Here is a 16,394-nt window from a genome sequence, read left to right on the forward strand (position 1 = left end):
AGACGGATCAGTCCCAGCCCGTCACCACGCCGCCGATCAGGTTGAAGCCGAGCAGCCGCTCGCTGCCGTAGAGGGCGAAGGCGCCGGCCGGGCGCAGCAGGCCGGGCAGCCCCGCCAGGACGTCCCGGTGGCGGGCGTGCAGGGCCTGGGCCTCGGCGGTGGCGACGGCGCGGAAGCGCAGGCGTTCGCCCGGCCGCTTCTGCGCCAGCGCCCCCACGTCCGGGCCGATCACGCAGGCGATCTTCGGGTAGCCGCCGGTCGTCTGCCGGTCGGCCAGCAGCACGATCGGCTGGCCGGTGCCCGGCACCTGCACCGCCCCCAACGGGATTCCGTCCGAGGTGATGTTGAAGCCGCGCGCGTGCTCGATGACCGGGCCGTTCAGCCGGTAGCCCATCCGGTCCGCCTCGTGGCTGACGGTGAAGCTCTCCTCCAGGAAGGCGGCGATGCCCGCCGGGGTGAAGGCGTCGTCCTGCGGGCCGAGCACCACGCGGATGTCCGCCCCGCGCGCCGGCAGCAGGGACGGATCGAGCGTCAGTTCGCCCCGGTCGGCGGCGTCGTCGAGACGCAGCGGCAGGCGGTCACCCGTCTTCAGCGCGCCGCCGGCCAACCCGCCGAGCCCGGTGCGGGCGTGGGTGGCGACGCTGCCCAGCACGGGGGCCAGGGCAAGCCCGCCCTCCACCGCCCAATAGCCGCGCGTGCCCTCGCGCAGGGCCCCGATCCGCAGGGTCTGGCCGTCGCGCAGCCGCAGGCTGGTCCAGGCCGGGGCCGGCTCGTCGTCGATGGTGAGGGCGGCGTCGCCGGCCACCGCGACGCGGACCGGACCGCCCTCGACCGTCAGGCTGTCGCCGGCCATCGTGAACTCGACGGCGCCTTCGCCGGCCGGGTTGCCGACCAGCGCGTTGGCGGCGGCGTGCAGCAGCGGATCGACCGCCCCCGCCACCGAGACGCCGTAGCGCTGGTAGCCGACCCGCCCCCGGTCCTGCACGGTGGAGCTGGGACCGGCGGCGGCGACGCGCAGATGGCTGCTCATGCCGCCACCCCCGCAACGTCGCCCGCGACCGTCTCGCTGTCGGGCAGCAGCCCGTCGCAGGCGGCCATCCGGTCGAATTCGACGACCGGCACCGACGCGAAGCGGACGCGGTCGCCGGGCGCCAGCAGGAAGGGCTGGTCGCGGCGCAGGTCGAAGATCCTCACGGGCGTGCGTCCCAGCAGATGCCAGCCGCTGGGCATGGCGATGGGGGAGATGGCCGCCTGGGCGCCACCCTGGATGACGCTGCCGGCCGGGGTCATCATGCGCGGATTCTCGCGGCGGGGTTGGTGCAGCGCCTCCGGCAGCCCGCCGAGATAGGCGAAGCCGGGGGAGAAGCCCAGCATGTAGACCCGGTAGTCGGCGGCGCAGTGCAGGGCCGTCACCTCGGCTGTCGTCAGGCCGGCGCGGCGGGCGACGTCGTCCAGATCCTCGCCGTGGATCCCGCCGAAGCAGACCGGGATGACCCAGCGCCGCTGCGGTTCCGGCGAGGGCTGGGACAGCCCCTCGGTCAATCCCAGCAGGGCTTGGCCCAACCGGTCCGGATGCGTCCGCGCCGGGTCGAAGACGACCAGCACCGAGCGGTAGGTCGGCACCGTCTCCACCACCCCCGGCAGGGCGGCGTCGGCGATGCGGCGGTCGAGTCGGTGGACGGCGGCGTTGAGGGCGGGGGCGATGCCCTCGCCCAGTTCGACGATCAGCGCGCCGTCGCCGGCCGGCAGCAGGCGCGGGGACAGGCCGGGCGGCGACGCGGGTGTCTCGCTCATGGTCGGTCTCGAAGAAGAGGGGGGCGGAAGGGTCGACGGCGTCAGCGCGCGTGTTTGTCGAGGATGCGCTGGTAGTCGCCGCTCGCCTTCATCGCCGCCACCCCGGCGTCGAAATCGGCCTTGAGCTTGGAGGTATCGCGCGCCTTGGTGAAGGCGATGTAGCTCGGCAGGGTCTGCGCCTCGGGCTTCAACTCCTTCACCTGGTCGAGCGCGCCCTGCTGCTTGAGGAAATACTGGGCGACGTAGCGGTTGCTCGGCATCACGTCGAAGCGGCCGGAGAGCAGCTTCTTCACGTTGCTGTCGCTGTCGTTCGATTTCTCGACGTTGGGCAGCACGCCGGCCTTGATCGCGTCGTCGATGACCGAGCCGTAGCTGATCTGGTTGACCACGCCGATCCTGTAGGCCGACAGCTTGGCGAGGTCGCCGTCGAAGGCGACCGGCGAGTCCTTGGCGACGAAGAAGGACACCACCTGGGGGACCAGAACCTCGGTCGAGTAGTTCAGGAACTGCTCGCGCTCCGGCGTCTTGTAGGCGGTGAAGACCGCGTCGGCCCCGCCCTCCTTGACCGTGTCGAGGGCGCGCGCCCAGGGCATGATCTCGACCGACACCGTATGGCCGGCCTTCCTCATCGCCTCGGTGACGATCTCGTAGGCGATGCCGGTGGGCTTGCCGCCGTCGTCGTGGATCAGGGGCGGGAAGCTGAGCGCCACCATGCGGAGCTGGTCGGCGGCGGCCGGCAGGGCGGCCAGGGACAGGGTCGCGAAGACGGTGGTCATGAGGACGGCGCGCATGGAGAACCTCCGCTGTTCGTCGGGTCGGATGGCCGCTTCCGGCCGGCCGTTTCCAGTCGGCCGGTCCGGTCGGTCTCGGGCAGTCACAGCACGGAAAGCTGGGTGTTCAGCAGATCGGTGATCAGCATGGCGCCGGGGCTGTGGGCGATGGCGATGGGCGGTCGGGCGTTGCGGATCGCGACCTGCGGGGTCACCCCGCAGGCCCAGAAGACCGGGACCTCGCCGGGCTCGATGGGAACCGCCTCGCCATGCTCGGGGGCGGCGATGTCGCGGATGCCGATGGCGGCCGGATCGCCGAAATGCACCGGCGCGCCGTGGACGGACGGGAAGCGCGAGGTGATCTGGATGGCGCGGATCGCGTCGCGCGGCGTCATCGGCCGCATCGACACCACCATGTTGCCGGAGAAGCGCCCGGCCGGGACGCAGGCGATGCCGGTCTCGTACATCGGGACGTTGCGGTCGAGCGCGATGTGGCGCACCGGCACGCCGTCGGCCAGCAGGGCCTCCTCGAAGGAGAAGGAGCAGCCGATCAGGAAGCTGACGAAATCGTCGCGCCACAGCGCGGCGATGTCGGTCGGCTCCTCCGTGAGGACGCCGTCGCGGTAGACGCGGTAACGCGGCACGTCGGTGCGGATGTCGATGCCCCGCCCCAGCGTCGGCAGCGCCTGGTCGCCGACCTCCGACACCGCCAGCACCGGGCAGGCCTTCGGGTTGGCTTGGCAGAAGCGCAGGAAGTCGCCCGCCCAGTCGGCCGGCAGGATGGCGAGGTTGGCCTGGACATGGCCGGGAGCGAGCCCGGCGGTCGGGCCGCTGTGGGCGCCGGACCGGATGCGCTGGCGCTCGGCGGCGGAGATGAGGGGCGTGGTCATGGTGGGTGTCCCAGGGATCGGGTTTTCAAAAAGCATGAGGGGCTCGTCGCGGGCTTCGGGGACGCCGCGTCACATGCCGAGATAGGCCTGACGGACCTCGTCGTTGCCGAGCAGGTCCTTGCCGCTGCCCTCCATCACCACCCGGCCGGTCTGGATGACGTAGCCGCGGTCGGCGATCTCCAGCGCGCGGTGGACGTTCTGCTCGACCAGCAGGATGGTGATCCCGCGTTCGCGGATGGTGTGGATGGTCTCGAAGATGCGGGTCACCAGCTTGGGCGCCACGCCCCAGGAGGGCTCGTCGAGCATCAGCAGGTCGGGCTGGCTCATCAGGCCGCGGCACATGGCGAGCATCTGCTGTTCGCCGCCCGACAGCGTGCCGGCCTGCTGGCGCCGCCGCTCCCCCAGCACCGTGAAGGTGTCGTAAGAGTATTGCAGCGTCTCCTGCCGCTTGTGCGCGTCGGAGGTGGCGAAGGCGCCCAGCATCAGGTTCTGTTCCACCGTCAGCCGGGGAAACAGGCGGCGCCCCTCTGGCACCAGCACCAGACCGTGCTTGACCCGGTCATGCGCCGGGACGCTCGCCAGATCCCGGCCCTTGAGGGAGATCGCGCCGCCGTCGAGCGCGTTCAGCCCGGCGATGGCGCGCAGCGTGGTGGATTTGCCGTTGCCGTTGCCGCCGACGATGGCGACGATCTCGCCCTTTTTGATGTTCAGGCTGACGTCGCGGATGGCGGGAACGCGGCGGTAGCTGGATTGGATGTTGCGGACGTCGAGCATGCGCGTCACTCCCCCAGATAGGCGGCGATGACGGCGGGATTCTCGGCGATCTCCGCCGGGGTGCCGTCGGCGATCTTGGCGCCGTAGTCGAGAACCAGCATGCGGTGGGCGATCGGCATGATGCCTTCCATCACATGCTCCACGATGATGCTGGCGATGCCGCGCTGGTGGATGCGGTGGACGAGCTGCGAGGCCTCGCGCACCTCGGTCGGGTTGAGACCGGCCATCACCTCGTCCAGCAGGATCAGCTTGGGTTCGGTCGCCAGGGCGCGGGCGACCTCCAGCCGCTTCTGCTCCGACACGGTCAGGTCGGACGCCTGGGTGTCGGCGCGGTGGGTCAGCCCGACGAAGGCCAGTTCCGCCTCCGCCTTGCGCCGCGCCTCGGGCACCCGCTTGTTGCGCAGCATGGCGCCGACCATCACGTTCTCCAGCGCCGTCATCGAGTGGAAGATGCGGACGATCTGGAAGGTGCGGGCGATGCCGAGCGCCGCCGCCGCCTCCGGCGTCGAGCCGGTGATGTCGTGGCCCTCGAAGGTGATGCGCCCGGTGGTCGGCGTGTGGAAACCGGCGAGGCAGTTGAACAGCGTCGTCTTTCCCGCCCCGTTGGGGCCGATCAGCCCGACGATCTCCGCCGCGTGGATGACGAAGCTGATGTCGCGGTTGGCGACGAGGCCGTCGAAGGACTTGCCCAGGCCGTCCACGGCCAGCAGATGAGGGGCGTTCATGGCCGGATCTCCGCGCTCTTGGTCGCCTTCTTGGGCTTGGCGCCGCCGCCCGGCAGATGGCGGCGCAGGTCGGACAGCAGACCCAGCACGCCGGACGGGCTGAACACGGCGACCAGGATGATCATGGCCGCGTAGATGATCATGTCGGTGCCGGACCCGGTGCTGCCGAACAGGGTGCGGCTGTACTCCTCGATGGTGATGAGGATGACCGCGCCCAGCACGGGTCCCAGCAGCGTCCCCACCCCGCCGAGGATGGCGACCAGCGCGATCTTGATCGAGATCGACGTCGCCAGCACCGAGCCCGGATCGATGAACATCTCCTTCTGGGCGTAGAAGCTGCCGCCCATCGCCGTCAGGAAGGCCGACACGCTGAGCGCGATCAGCTTGTAGCGCGTCAGGCTGACGCCCAGCGCGCGGGCGGCTTCGGGCTCGTCCTTGATGGCGCGGAAATAATAGCCGATGTGGCTGCGCTCGATGGCCCAGGCGACCAGCACCGTCACCACAAGCAGGCCCAGGATGATGTAGTAGTAGGGCAGCTTGGAGAGGAAGACCATGGCGGCCGGCCCGCTGCGGTCCAGCGGCAGGGAGAGGCCGACGGCGCCCTCCAGGAAGTCGCTGTTGGTGACCAGGATCTGGACGATCTCGGCCACCGCGATGGTCGCCATGGCGAAGTAATGGCCCTTCAACCGGAAGCAGGGCCAGCCCACGGCGAGCGCGAACAGCACCGCCACGGCGCCGCCGGCCAGCCAGCCGAGCCAGGGCGACAGCCCCAGTGACAGGCCCAGCATGGTCGAGGTGTAGGCACCGATGCCGAAGAACACCGCGTGCCCCAGAGAGACCTGCCCCGCGTAGCCGCCGACGATGTTCCAGGCGACGCCCATCTGGGCGGCCATCAGGATGAGGACCAGGAAGTTCAGCCGGGCCGGGTCGCTGATCAGCAGCGGCAGGACGGCGGCGCCGGCGAGGAGGGCGAGCGCCCCCATGGCCTTGCGCGGATTGACGAGGGGTCCGTTCGACATCACGCTTTCCCCAACAGGCCCTTCGGGCGCACCAGCAGCACGATCAGCAGCAGCGACAGCACCAGCGCGGTCTTGTATTCCGGGCCGATCAGGAAGCCGCCCATGACCTCGATCAGGCCGACGATGATGCCGGCCAGGAAGGCGCCGGTGACGCTGCCGAAGCCGCCCAGCACGACGACCACGAAGGCGATCAGGATGAAGTTGGATCCGACCTCCGGGAAGATCGGGAAGAAGGTGGCGATCAGCCCGCCGGCGACGCCGGCGCAGGCGGCCCCGATGCCCCAGGCCAGCGCGAACATCTTCTGCCCGTCGATGCCCATCAGGGTGGCGGCCTCGCGGTCGATGGCGGTGGCTTCCAGGGCGGTGCCGAGCCGGGTGCGGTGCAGGAAGAGCCACAGCGCCCCGGTGACGCCGACGGCGCCCAGCGCGGCGACGACCTGCGGCAGGCCGAGCTGGACCGGACCGAGGACGACGTTGCCGCCGACCAGCGTGTGCGGGATCAGCCGGTGGTCGGGCTTCCAGAAGAACTGGGCGAGCCCGCGCAGCAGGATCATCAGGCCGAAGGTCGCGAAGATTTGCGACAGCATCGGCGCCTTCAGGATGCGGCGGATGACCGTCTGGTAGACGACGACGCCGACCGCGAAGAGCAGCAGCGCCGTGAAGGGCAGCGCCACCACGGGATCGATGGCGAACAGCGCGAAGGCCCAGAAGCTGGCGTACATGCCGAGCATCAGGAATTCGCCGTGGGCGAAGTTGACGATGTCCATCACGCCGAAGATCAGCGTCAGGCCGACGGCGACCAGGGCGTAGATCAGCCCGATCAGCAGGCCCGAGACGAGCACTTGGAGAAGAATGTCGGCGGTCATTGCCGCGCCCCCATCGAAAAGGGTGGGCCGGAGGAGTGGTGCCGGCACACGTTCCCGCCCTTGCGTGCGGAGCCCTTCTCCCCTTGTGGGAGAAGGGTTGGGATGAGGGGTATTCGCCGTAGGCGAAAAGATTTGCGCCCCCTCACCCCAACCCCTCTCCCGCAAGGGGAGAGGGGCTTTGCCGGAACGGCGGTCACATGAAACGGCGCGCCCTCATGCGGAAGTGCTCAGCGCCTCAGCGCTTGTCCCAGGCGGGCATCGGGTAGACGATGTCCTTGGTCGCCACGTCGAACGGCCACACCGTCACGTATTTCCCGTCCTGGACCTGGACGATGATGCCCTGCCCCAGCTCGTTCTGGCCGGTGGCGTCGAACTTGACGCCCTTCCAGGGCAGGATCAGGCCGCTGGCCGGAATGTCGGTCTCCTGCAGCGCCTTGCGGATGGCGTCGGGGGTGGTCGCCCCGGCGCGGTCGATGGCGTCGGCCAGCACGGCGACGGCGGTGAAGGCGCGGGCCGAGTTGCCATTGAAGTTCACCCCGGACTTGGCGAACATCAGCTCGTTGACGCTTTTGATCAGCGGGTTGCGTTCGGCCTGATCCAGCGCCCAGACCTCGCGGCTGATGATGTACTCACCATCCTTGCCGAGCGTCTTCAGGAACTCGCTGTCGTTGAAGCCGGCGTCGTTGGCCAGCAGCATGCTCGGCGAGAAGCCCAGCTCCTTGTAGGTCTTCATCGACAGGATGGCGTCGCCCAGATAGGACGACTGCATGATGACCGCCGGGTTGGCCGCCTTCAGGCGCTGCACCTCCGAGGTCATCTGGGTGGTCTTGGCCGGGTAGAGGATCTTCTCGGCGATCTTGAACTTTCGTTCGTCGGACAGCTTGATCTGGAGCTTCGTCGTCTCGTTGCCCCACAGCGTGTTCTCGTTGAACAGGCCGATGCTGCGCAGGTCCTTGCCGGTCTTCTTCTCCATGTCGCCGAGGAAGGTGAAGAAGTTGGTGACGAACAGGTCGTCGTGCGGCGTGGTGCGGAAGAACCATTTGAAGTTGCGCTGTGTCAGCGTCGCCGACGAGGACTCGCCGTTCAGGAAGGGGACGCCGTAGCGTTCGGCGACCTGGCTGGCGGTGGCGGTGACGTTGGAGAAATAGGCGCCGGTCAGCGCCACGACCTTTTCGCTGGTGATCAGGCGCTCCGCCTCCGTCGCGCCGACCTGCGGGTTGCCCTGGTGGTCGCCGAAGATCAGCTTGATCTTGGCGCCCTTCATGCGGGGCATGCCGGCGCCGGCCACCAGCCCCTGCGGGGCCGCGATCTCGCCGTTGGCGATCGAGGCGGCCAGTTCTGCCGCCGCCTTCAGCTCCACCCCGGTCGAGGCCGCCGCCCCGGTCAGCGGGTAGATCACGCCGATCCGGATCTCGTCCTCGGCCCGCGCGCTGCCGGCGCCCAGCGTCAGGCCGCTCAGCGCCGTGGTCGCCAGCAAGGCCGCCGCCCCCATCATCCGCTTGATCGTCTGCCGGCGGGTGGCGCCACGGCCCATGGCCTTCGCAACCGTAAACCGCATCGTGAATTCTCCTCTGTTCAGTGCCGTCGTTCTTTGTCGCTGGCTCTGGCGCTTGCCTTTGCGGCTGGTGCTGATTGCGCCATGACCGAATGATGCCATGAACCCTATTGATCCCGTCCAATCGTTTCTTTTGATCCGGATTGATAAGCGCGCGCTATCAGTCGGCCGTCTGGGCCTGCAGGGCGCCGTATTCGATGGCGACCTCCACGGCGAGCTGGGCGACGACCGCCGACATGTGGTTGTCGTGGTTGGCCGGATAGGCGGCGGAGAAGGACAGCCCCGGCAACGGGGCCTGCGAACGGAGCAGCCGCAGCCGCCCCTCGCTCAATTCGCGCTGGACGATGGCGGTGGGGATGACGCTGACCCCGACCGAATCCAGCGCCATCCGCACCACGCTGGCGAGGGAACTGTTGCCGAACATCCGCACCGGCAGGCCGACGGAGGAGAACAGCTCGCGGATGGCGCCGTAGGGCTGGGTGGTGCGGGAAAAGGTGATGATCGGCCACGCCGCGAGGTCCTGAAGCGATACCGGCTCCGGCGGGATGGCGAGCGAGGGACTGACCACCCATCCCAGCGGGTAATTGCCCACCGGGACCGTCTTGAAGCGGATGTCGGTGTAGGATCCCAGCATCACCGCGACGTCCAGCTCGTGGCGCAGCAGCGCTTCGCGCAGGCTGGGCGACGTCTCGACCTCGATCTCCAGCGACACGGCCGGGTAGAGGAGGTTCAGCCGCTCGATCAGCCGGCTGAGCCATGTGTGGACGACGGTCTCCGCGACTCCCAGCCGGATGACGCCACGAATGGCTTTGCGGTCCGCCACGGCATCCAGCAGTTCGGCGCGCAGCGTCATCATGCGCTCGGCGTAGGTCAGCAGGATCATCGCCTGCGGCGTCGGCGCGACCCGGCGCCCGACCCGCTCGAACAGTTGGACGCCCAACTCGTCCTGAAGCTGCGCGATGCGCGCGGAGATGGCCGGCTGGGTGGTGTTGAGCCGTTCCGCCGCCCGGCGAAAGCCGCCCAGCCGCATGGTCCAGATGAAGGTCTCCAAAGACTTCAGATCCAGCATCGCTTATCCACGCGGTCAGAGCCGAGCCATCATACCATGCCCGAGGACCACGTCCCGGCCAATCCTCGACGTGCCTGCGTCGGTTGAAGGGGCTGGCCGGGCGAGGCCCTGCGATGCGGTGGAAGCCCCCCCAAACGGACGCGTCACACGGTCAAGCCGCCCGCAGCGATGCGACGAAGCCGGTGACCTGGCTCTGCATGGCCGTGACGCGGCCTTGCAGCGTGTCGACCGCCTCGCGCAGGCGGCGGCTGGCATCGCCCGTCTCGCCGGCGGCCGAGGTGGTGGCGTTGACATCGCCCAGCAGGGCGCGCACGCCATGCGCCGCTTCGCTCACGCCGCGCCCGATCTCGCCGGTGGCGGCGTTCTGCTCCTCCACCGCCGCCGCGATGGAAGCGCTGATGGCGCTGACCGAGGCGACGGCCCTGGCGATCTCGGTGATCTCGGCGGCGGCGGCGCCGGTGGAGTCCTGAATGGCGCGGATCTGGCTTTCGATTTCCTCCGTCGCGCGGGCGGTCTGGTTGGCCAGGGCCTTCACCTCTCCGGCCACGACGGCGAAGCCCTTGCCGGCCTCCCCCGCCCGCGCCGCCTCGATGGTGGCGTTCAGCGCCAGAAGGTTGGTCTGGTTGGCGATGGACGTGATCAGGGTCACCACCGCGGTGACCTTGTCGGCCGCCTGCACCAAGCCGGCCACCCGCTCCTCCGCCCGGTCGGCGCGTTGGGACGCCTCGCCGGCCATCCGTTGCGAGCGCTGCGCCTGGTCGGAGATTTCATGGATCGAGGCGGCGAGTTGCTCCACCGCCGCCGCCATGCTGTCCACGTTGCTGTTGACCGACGCGGCGTTGCCGGCGGCCTGCTGGCTGACATGGCCGTTGCGGTCGGCGGCGGCGGACAACAGGCTGGTGGAGCCGTCCATGCGCGCCGTGGTCGCGTGGACCTCGGCCAGAACCGAGCTGACCTGCCGTTCGAAATGGTCGGCGACGCTGGCGGCCGTAGCGCGGCGGTCGTGCTCGGCCTGTTGGCGCATCCGTTCCCGTTCGGCTTGAAGGCGTTGCTTTTCCGCCCCCTGTTCCTTGAAGACCTGGACGGCCGCGGCCATCCGGCCGATCTCGTCGTTGCGGTCGCGCGACGGCACGTCGACGGCACCGTCCCCGGCGGCCAGCCGGGACATCACCGCCGTCAACCGGACGATCGGCCGCGTGGAGCCGCGCACGGTGGCGAACAGCACGCCGCACAGCGCCAGTTGCACGATCCCGCCGATGGCGGCGACCGTCCAGGCGCGTTCGACGGCCACCCGTTCGGCCCGCGCGGCGGACAGATGGATTTCGACGCTGCCGAGCCGCGCGGTCTTTCCATCGGCCCGGCGCACCACCTCCGCCTTGCGGACCAGCACCAGGGCGTCGCCGTCGTCCGGCTTGCCGTGCCGGGTGAATTCCTGCCCCTTCGGCCCCATCACCTTGCTGCCGACATAGTCGGGATCGTTGGCCAGCGCCGCCAATTGAGACCGGGCGGCGTCCTGATCGACGTTCCACAACGCCTCGGTCAGACCGCCCGCGATGACCTTGGTGGTCACGTCGGCGCGCTCCTCCAGCGACGCACGGGCGTCGCTCATGTTCATGGCCGCCACCCCGGCAATGGCCAGCCCCGCCATCGCCGTCACCATCAGCGCGATCGGCATCACCACCCGAAGGGCCAGCGTGCGCGTCAACAGGCTCATCATGCTCATTCCGCTCCTATGCTGCTTTTATCAGCGTATGGGTCTGCCGATGATCGTCTGGTTGATTCCGTTGGCGCTTGGACGCTTGTTTGTTGTGATCAACGGACACTGTGTCGGTGGAAGGCACGCCAGAGAAACGCGTGCCTACGAATTCATCGTCTGCACACGATTAAAATTGATCGAACATTATTTTCTTGAAAAAATTTTCTTATGCTAAACTATTCGGAATGACGACTCGGGTTTCGATATAACCGTATATAACTTTCAGAAATCCCTCCTTCATCACTCTATTTATAGACCGTGAAGCTTTGGGTTTCTGTGATGTTCATGCAGAAATTCGTGTGGACGTCTTTTTTTTGACATGATGGCATAGCCATCACTCATTGCGTCCAATCTTATTTTTGGATCATCATTGAAAAATTTCATTTATCGGTTCAAGCGCCGGGGCGCTGTCAGGGTGGCGAAAACCGCGCCGGATCCAGCGACCCCACGCCCTTCACCCTCTTCTTGGCGCGTCGCAATCCCCGATGGCCTTGATTTATGAACATCGGACCGTCCGACGCGATCTTCTCCACCATGAGGTCGCAACAGCCCGGCAGCTTACTTGGCTTGGTGCATCCGGTTCTCACGCTGAAAGGGGCCGGCTTGACCGGCAACACGGAACTGGCCTCCGGGATCGGACTGAAGGCGGAGCGGCGGACGCAGGCGTTGGAGGGGGGAAACGCACCGCCCTGCCGCCGCTTGGCTCCGGGCAAGGCGCAAGAGGCATCGCATGGTGGTCGACGGCCTCTCAGGATCGGGAACTCAATCGCCCGCGAGTTGGCGGCGGGCATAGGCGGCGGACAGATAGCGGCTCACGAGCGCCTCGAAATCGGCCGCCTTCATGTCACGGATGCCCATCGCCTCAAGCACCACGATCCGCTTGCGCCGATTCACCTTGTTGTAGAGGGAGAAGCCGATCCGGTTGGGCAGCGGCGCCTCATCGCGCAACGCCAGCACCAACGCCAGCCGTTGCGACGCCGTCACCCGCATCGCCACGACATCGGTCCAGGCGATGGCCTCCCGCAGCCGCGCCGACACCAGCCCTTCGGGGGTGAAGGTCATCAGCGGCGCCTTCGTCGCGTGGCGGATCCAGAGCGCGTAGAGCAGCGCGCCGCCGGCCGAGACGGCGGTCACCACCCCGATGATCGCCGTTGCGCCCGGATCATGGTTGAGGCCGAGCACCGGCGCGAAAAAGGTGGCGCAGAGGGCGAAGGCGACGCAGAGGACCGCGATGAAGGCCATGGCCCACATCATCGGCTTTCCATTCTCGTAAAGCACCGTGTGCTCGGCCGGGACGGCGGCGGCCGCCGCCTCCAGCTCCTGCCGGTTCAACTGGTGCGCCTGCCGCGACTCCCCGAGAAACGCCGCGGTCAGTGCGTGGCAAAGGCCGCTCCAGTCCGAGAACAGCGCGTGGGGAAGGAGGGTGTCCTCCGCCGCCGGCCCGCGCGCGGCGCGCGCCAGAAGGCGGTCGTCGAGCGGGACGCCGAGGGCATCGATCCGCTGAACGGCCGGCGGATGGCTGTCGGTCGGGTGAGGCTGGCGCTCCTCGAGGCGCGCGGCCGGGTCGGGAAGGCCGTTGCCCGCGCGCCGCAGGATTTCGGCCATCAGATCCGGGGGACCCGCCTCGGGAGCGTGGAAGGCGTCGTCCAGCACCCCGACGATGACGGGCGCCAGGGCGGCGGTGCGAAGCAGGGTGAGGGGAACGCTCTCCGGGCCGCTGACCAGACTGCTCTTGCGGTCGGCCTCCAGCTCGCGGGCCCGGCTGATCTGGGCGACCGCAAGGTCGAAGGTCTCCAGGGTGTGGAAGCCGAGCCGCAAGGCGGGGTGAAGCACGAAGCTGCCGGCGCCGGTGTTTCGGTCGAGCGCGCCCATGGTCCGCCAGAACCCGGCGTGGATCGGGGCGAAGCGGCGGCTGTAGGCCGTGTCCTCGCCCGAGAAGTGGGCCAGCTCGTGCCCGATGACGGCGGCGAGTTCCGTCTCCCCGATCAGCGGCAGGTAGGGAGCCGGCAGATGGAGGATCCGGCCCGACAGGACCCGCTCCTGCCCCGCCAGCCGGACCGGCGCCTCGGTGACGAAGAAGCCGTCGATCAGGCCGACCAGGATGGTGTCCGGCATCAGCGCCTTGTGCCGGGCCGCCAGATCCTCGACGAAGCGCCAGAGACCCGGCGCCTCGTCCCGGCCCGCCACCACGCCACGGACGTCCAACGGATCCAGGGTGTAGAGCGCGAAGACGCGGCGCATCGCGATCATCGCCATCACGGCGCTGTAGGCGGCGAAAGCCGCGAGCACCACGCCGAGGCCGAAGAGCTTGGCGCTGCCGGTGGACAAATGGTCCCAGAACCACAGGCTGGCCGCTTCGAACAGCACGGCCGCGATACCGGAAACGCTGAAGCCGACGAGCAGGGCGCCCAGCGTGAAGGGCAGGATCCGCCTCAACCCGTCGAAGCTCCGGACCAGGGCGTCGCGCGACCGCCGCGCCCGGACGGCCGCGATCCGCGCCGCCGCCAGCCCGACGAGCCCGGCGAGGAAGGCCAGCAGGCCGCCGGCCATCGTGATCCAGCTCAAAGGATAGCGGATCACGGACACCTCGACGCCCTCGTCGACCGTGCCGATGGCGTTGCGGACCTGCGCGACGGCCATGGACACGGGGAACCTCCGGCTGTCCGGTCCCTCCGTGGCGACGAAGGCCGATGGATTTCCGGCTTCGATCCTCTGGAGTTGGGCAAGCGTCCCCGGCAGTTCCTGGCTGGCCTGCCGGTAATGGTCGCGCGTCTCGGCTCCCCTCCGCTCCTGCCAGCCCCCGAGCGCCACAAGCGCCAGCGGAACGACCAGCATCCAGAGGACGAGGGTGATCCACGATGGAAGACGAAGGACGCGGCGGCCCGGTCCGGCCGCACCGCCGGAAGCGATTGTGACTGCCACGCCCTGTCCTCCGTCATCGACGCCCACGCCGGAGGATCGCCCAGCGCGCCGTGCGGGACCAGCCACCCGGAAGAGTTAGCAATTCCGGATCGTGCCCCTGGACAGGGTGACCGATCGCCGCGCGGACCTTGGCGATCAGGATGCTGCACTCAGGATGCCGGCTTGCCGTGCCGGTGGAAGGCGAGGTAGTGCGAGACGGCCGGCGGTGCGTCGCCGTAGTGGAAGGCGCGGGTCTCCTCCTGGAGATCGGCGTCGGCGTGGGAGACGCGGCGGTGCTGGCGCTGATGCTCCGCCCAGGATTCCACGAAGAACCATTCCAGGACGCGTTCCGGATCGCCGGAATCCTGGCTGGCGCCCCAGGCGTAGGCGCCGTCGCGCCGGCGTCCCTCGGCCAGCCGGTGGAGCACCGCCAGGAAGGCGTCATGGTCGGCGGCGGCGACCCGGTACTCGATGGTGATCAGCACCGGGCCGCGGTCGCCGGGAACCGGTTCGGCGACCGCCGGCTCCGGCCAGTGGTTCGACGGGGTCAGGTCGGCCTCGCCGGACGGCAGGTGATGACGGCGCACGACGGCGGCCACGGCCAGCAGCGCCACGGCGCCGGCCCACAGGGTGGCCGGGACGCCGATGGCCTCGGCCAACACGCCCCAGGCGAGGCTGCCGGCGGTGAGCGCGCCGTTGAAGACGGTCAGGTAGAGCGCCAGCCCACGCCCGCGCACCCAGTTGGGCAGGATCGCCTGGGTGGTGGCGTTCAGCGTCGTCAGCACCGCGATCCAGGCGGCGCCGGCGACCAGCAGGATCGGCACCGCCGCCCAGCGCGGCGGGGCGAGCGCCAGCAGGACCATCGCCGCCGCGATGGCGAGCGCCGCCGCCAGCATGATCCCCTCCTGGCCCAGCCGCGCGCGCAGCCGGGGCAGCAGCACGGCGCCGCCGATGGCGCCGGCCCCGACCGCGCCCAGCAGCAGGCCGTAGAAGCCGGGGCCGCCGCCGAGGATGCGGCCGGCGATGATCGGCAGCAGCGCCCACAGGGCGCTGGCGGCGGCGAAGAACAGGCCGGCGCGCAGGAACACGCGGTGCAGCTCGCGGCTGGCGCGGGCGTAGCGCAGCCCGGCGCGCAGCGCGCCGCCGAACTGCTCCGACAGCTCGTCGCGGGCGTCGGGGCGGCGCTTCCACCACAGCAGCGTCAGCAGCACGACGGCGTAGCTCGCCACGTCCATGCCGTAGGTGGCGGCGGCCCCGAAGGCGGTGAGGATGGCGCCGCCGGCCGCCGGGCCGATGGCGCGCGCGATGTTGATGCCCAGGCTGTTGAGGGCGACCGCCCCCTTCAGCTCGGTTCGCGGCACCAGCTCCGGCACGATGGACTGCCAGACCGGCGCCATCAGCGCGGCGCCGACGCCGCCGAGGAAGGTCAGCCCGACGATCGAGGTGACGCTGGCCATCCCGGTCGCCGCCTGGAGCGCCAGGGTCAGGCTGACGCAGGCCAGCCCGATCTGAATCATGATCAGCATGCGCCGCCGGTCCATGATGTCCGACAGCACCCCGGCGGGAATCGCCAGCAGGAAGATCGGCAGCGTCCCCGCCGTCTGGACCAGCGCCACCATCGCGGGCGAGCCCGACAGCTCCAGCACCAGCCAGGAGCTGGCGACGTCGCGCATGAAGGTGCCGACGTTGCCCAGCACCGTCGCCATCCACAGCACGGCGAACAGCCGGTTGCGCAGCGGCGCGAAGGCGGAGGGGAGCGGCTTTGCGCCGGTTCCGGGCGCGGTGTCGGCGGTCATGACGCCCTCCGTCGATGCGTCAGCGCGGCGGCGGCGGCAAAGCCGCCGACGATGGCGAGATGCTCCAGGAAGGTGGCGGCCTGCCGCGCCCGGTCGAGCCCCTCGAAGGTCCAGAAGGCGTGGGCGATCAGCGTCGCCACCACCGTGAAGCCGGCCAGCAGCCCGGCGCCGAGCCAGCACCAGCGGCGCGTCAGGAACAGCGCGCTGCCGCCGAGCTGCGTGACGATCACCGCCGCCGCGACCAGCGCGGGGGAGCCGAGACCCAGCCCGGCGGCCTCCGCCGTCGCCCCGCCGAAGTCGAGCAGCTTCGCGAGGCCGCTGACCGCGTAGGGGCTGGCCAGCGCCAGCCGCGCCAGCGGCCCGAGCCCCGGCCAGTCGAGGATCGCGGCGATGGGCGCCGGGGCGCCGTCATCGCTTGGCTGGCCGGACAGCCGGCTCACGGTTCCGCTCATCGCAGCGCCTCCCTTTCCGTCCGCATC

Annotated in this window: 14 protein-coding genes; all 14 read right to left on the bottom strand. The window is 69.5% G+C overall.

Features of this window, described 5'->3' with window-relative positions; translation table 11 throughout:
* Positions 1–7 precede the first annotated feature (7 nt).
* Positions 8–1,030, bottom strand: coding sequence for a 5-oxoprolinase subunit C family protein (locus tag EJ913_RS18045; RefSeq protein WP_127000369.1), 1,023 nt, complete (start codon positions 1,028–1,030; stop codon positions 8–10).
* Complete coding sequence (pxpB, locus tag EJ913_RS18050) at positions 1,027–1,794, bottom strand: 5-oxoprolinase subunit PxpB (RefSeq protein WP_127000371.1); 768 nt, start codon at positions 1,792–1,794, stop codon at positions 1,027–1,029. Before pxpB ends, EJ913_RS18045 begins: the two co-directional genes overlap by 4 nt.
* 41 nt (positions 1,795–1,835) lie before the next feature.
* Positions 1,836–2,585, bottom strand: coding sequence for a substrate-binding periplasmic protein (locus tag EJ913_RS18055; protein ID WP_127000373.1), 750 nt, complete (start codon positions 2,583–2,585; stop codon positions 1,836–1,838).
* An 83-nt stretch (positions 2,586–2,668) separates the two neighbouring features.
* Entirely contained in the window at positions 2,669–3,454 is a 786-nt protein-coding gene (locus EJ913_RS18060; protein WP_127000375.1) for a putative hydro-lyase, read from the bottom strand.
* A gap of 69 nt (positions 3,455–3,523) precedes the next feature.
* Complete coding sequence (locus tag EJ913_RS18065) at positions 3,524–4,228, bottom strand: ABC transporter ATP-binding protein (protein WP_127000377.1); 705 nt, start codon at positions 4,226–4,228, stop codon at positions 3,524–3,526.
* A 5-nt stretch (positions 4,229–4,233) separates the two neighbouring features.
* Positions 4,234–4,953: an ABC transporter ATP-binding protein gene (locus tag EJ913_RS18070; protein WP_127000379.1), complete on the bottom strand. Its 720-nt coding sequence runs from the start codon at positions 4,951–4,953 to the stop codon at positions 4,234–4,236.
* Positions 4,950–5,972 (bottom strand): branched-chain amino acid ABC transporter permease, encoded by a 1,023-nt coding sequence (locus tag EJ913_RS18075; RefSeq protein WP_127000381.1) that lies wholly within the window; start codon positions 5,970–5,972, stop codon positions 4,950–4,952. The genes EJ913_RS18070 and EJ913_RS18075 overlap by 4 nt, the downstream gene beginning before the upstream one ends.
* The gene (locus tag EJ913_RS18080) at positions 5,972–6,838 is read right to left on the bottom strand and encodes a branched-chain amino acid ABC transporter permease (RefSeq protein ID WP_127000383.1); all 867 of its coding nucleotides are present in this window, start codon (positions 6,836–6,838) and stop codon (positions 5,972–5,974) included. Before EJ913_RS18080 ends, EJ913_RS18075 begins: the two co-directional genes overlap by 1 nt.
* A 235-nt stretch (positions 6,839–7,073) precedes the next feature.
* Positions 7,074–8,396 carry an ABC transporter substrate-binding protein gene (locus EJ913_RS18085; protein ID WP_211098983.1) on the bottom strand — a complete coding sequence of 441 codons (1,323 nt, stop codon included), beginning with the start codon at positions 8,394–8,396 and terminating at the stop codon, positions 7,074–7,076.
* Between the two features lie 157 nt (positions 8,397–8,553).
* Positions 8,554–9,462 carry a LysR family transcriptional regulator gene (locus EJ913_RS18090; protein ID WP_127000385.1) on the bottom strand — a complete coding sequence of 303 codons (909 nt, stop codon included), beginning with the start codon at positions 9,460–9,462 and terminating at the stop codon, positions 8,554–8,556.
* Between the two features lie 151 nt (positions 9,463–9,613).
* On the bottom strand, positions 9,614–11,179 hold the full coding sequence (locus tag EJ913_RS18095; RefSeq protein WP_185909830.1) for a methyl-accepting chemotaxis protein: 1,566 nt from the start codon (positions 11,177–11,179) through the stop codon (positions 9,614–9,616).
* A gap of 801 nt (positions 11,180–11,980) precedes the next feature.
* Positions 11,981–14,140 carry a M48 family metallopeptidase gene (locus EJ913_RS18100; RefSeq protein ID WP_244939404.1) on the bottom strand — a complete coding sequence of 720 codons (2,160 nt, stop codon included), beginning with the start codon at positions 14,138–14,140 and terminating at the stop codon, positions 11,981–11,983.
* Positions 14,141–14,289: 149 nt separating this feature from the next.
* Positions 14,290–15,915 carry an MFS transporter gene (locus EJ913_RS18105; RefSeq protein ID WP_127000391.1) on the bottom strand — a complete coding sequence of 542 codons (1,626 nt, stop codon included), beginning with the start codon at positions 15,913–15,915 and terminating at the stop codon, positions 14,290–14,292.
* Positions 15,912–16,367 (bottom strand): DoxX family protein, encoded by a 456-nt coding sequence (locus EJ913_RS18110; protein ID WP_127000393.1) that lies wholly within the window; start codon positions 16,365–16,367, stop codon positions 15,912–15,914. The genes EJ913_RS18105 and EJ913_RS18110 overlap by 4 nt, the downstream gene beginning before the upstream one ends.
* Positions 16,368–16,394 lie beyond the last annotated feature (27 nt).

The organism is Azospirillum doebereinerae (genome assembly GCF_003989665.1).
GTDB lineage: Bacteria > Pseudomonadota > Alphaproteobacteria > Azospirillales > Azospirillaceae > Azospirillum > Azospirillum doebereinerae.

Bases quoted from the DNA above. Each gene is read 5' to 3' on its own strand.
- EJ913_RS18045 (WP_127000369.1), bottom strand. From the start codon at position 1,030: ATGAGCAGCCATCTGCGCGTCGCCGCCGCCGGTCCCAGCTCCACCGTG.
- pxpB (WP_127000371.1), bottom strand. From the start codon at position 1,794: ATGAGCGAGACACCCGCGTCGCCGCCCGGCCTGTCCCCGCGCCTGCTG.
- EJ913_RS18055 (WP_127000373.1), bottom strand. From the start codon at position 2,585: ATGCGCGCCGTCCTCATGACCACCGTCTTCGCGACCCTGTCCCTGGCC.
- EJ913_RS18060 (WP_127000375.1), bottom strand. From the start codon at position 3,454: ATGACCACGCCCCTCATCTCCGCCGCCGAGCGCCAGCGCATCCGGTCC.
- EJ913_RS18065 (WP_127000377.1), bottom strand. From the start codon at position 4,228: ATGCTCGACGTCCGCAACATCCAATCCAGCTACCGCCGCGTTCCCGCC.
- EJ913_RS18070 (WP_127000379.1), bottom strand. From the start codon at position 4,953: ATGAACGCCCCTCATCTGCTGGCCGTGGACGGCCTGGGCAAGTCCTTC.
- EJ913_RS18075 (WP_127000381.1), bottom strand. From the start codon at position 5,972: ATGTCGAACGGACCCCTCGTCAATCCGCGCAAGGCCATGGGGGCGCTC.
- EJ913_RS18080 (WP_127000383.1), bottom strand. From the start codon at position 6,838: ATGACCGCCGACATTCTTCTCCAAGTGCTCGTCTCGGGCCTGCTGATC.
- EJ913_RS18085 (WP_211098983.1), bottom strand. From the start codon at position 8,396: ATGCGGTTTACGGTTGCGAAGGCCATGGGCCGTGGCGCCACCCGCCGG.
- EJ913_RS18090 (WP_127000385.1), bottom strand. From the start codon at position 9,462: ATGCTGGATCTGAAGTCTTTGGAGACCTTCATCTGGACCATGCGGCTG.
- EJ913_RS18095 (WP_185909830.1), bottom strand. From the start codon at position 11,179: ATGATGAGCCTGTTGACGCGCACGCTGGCCCTTCGGGTGGTGATGCCG.
- EJ913_RS18105 (WP_127000391.1), bottom strand. From the start codon at position 15,915: ATGACCGCCGACACCGCGCCCGGAACCGGCGCAAAGCCGCTCCCCTCC.
- EJ913_RS18110 (WP_127000393.1), bottom strand. From the start codon at position 16,367: ATGAGCGGAACCGTGAGCCGGCTGTCCGGCCAGCCAAGCGATGACGGC.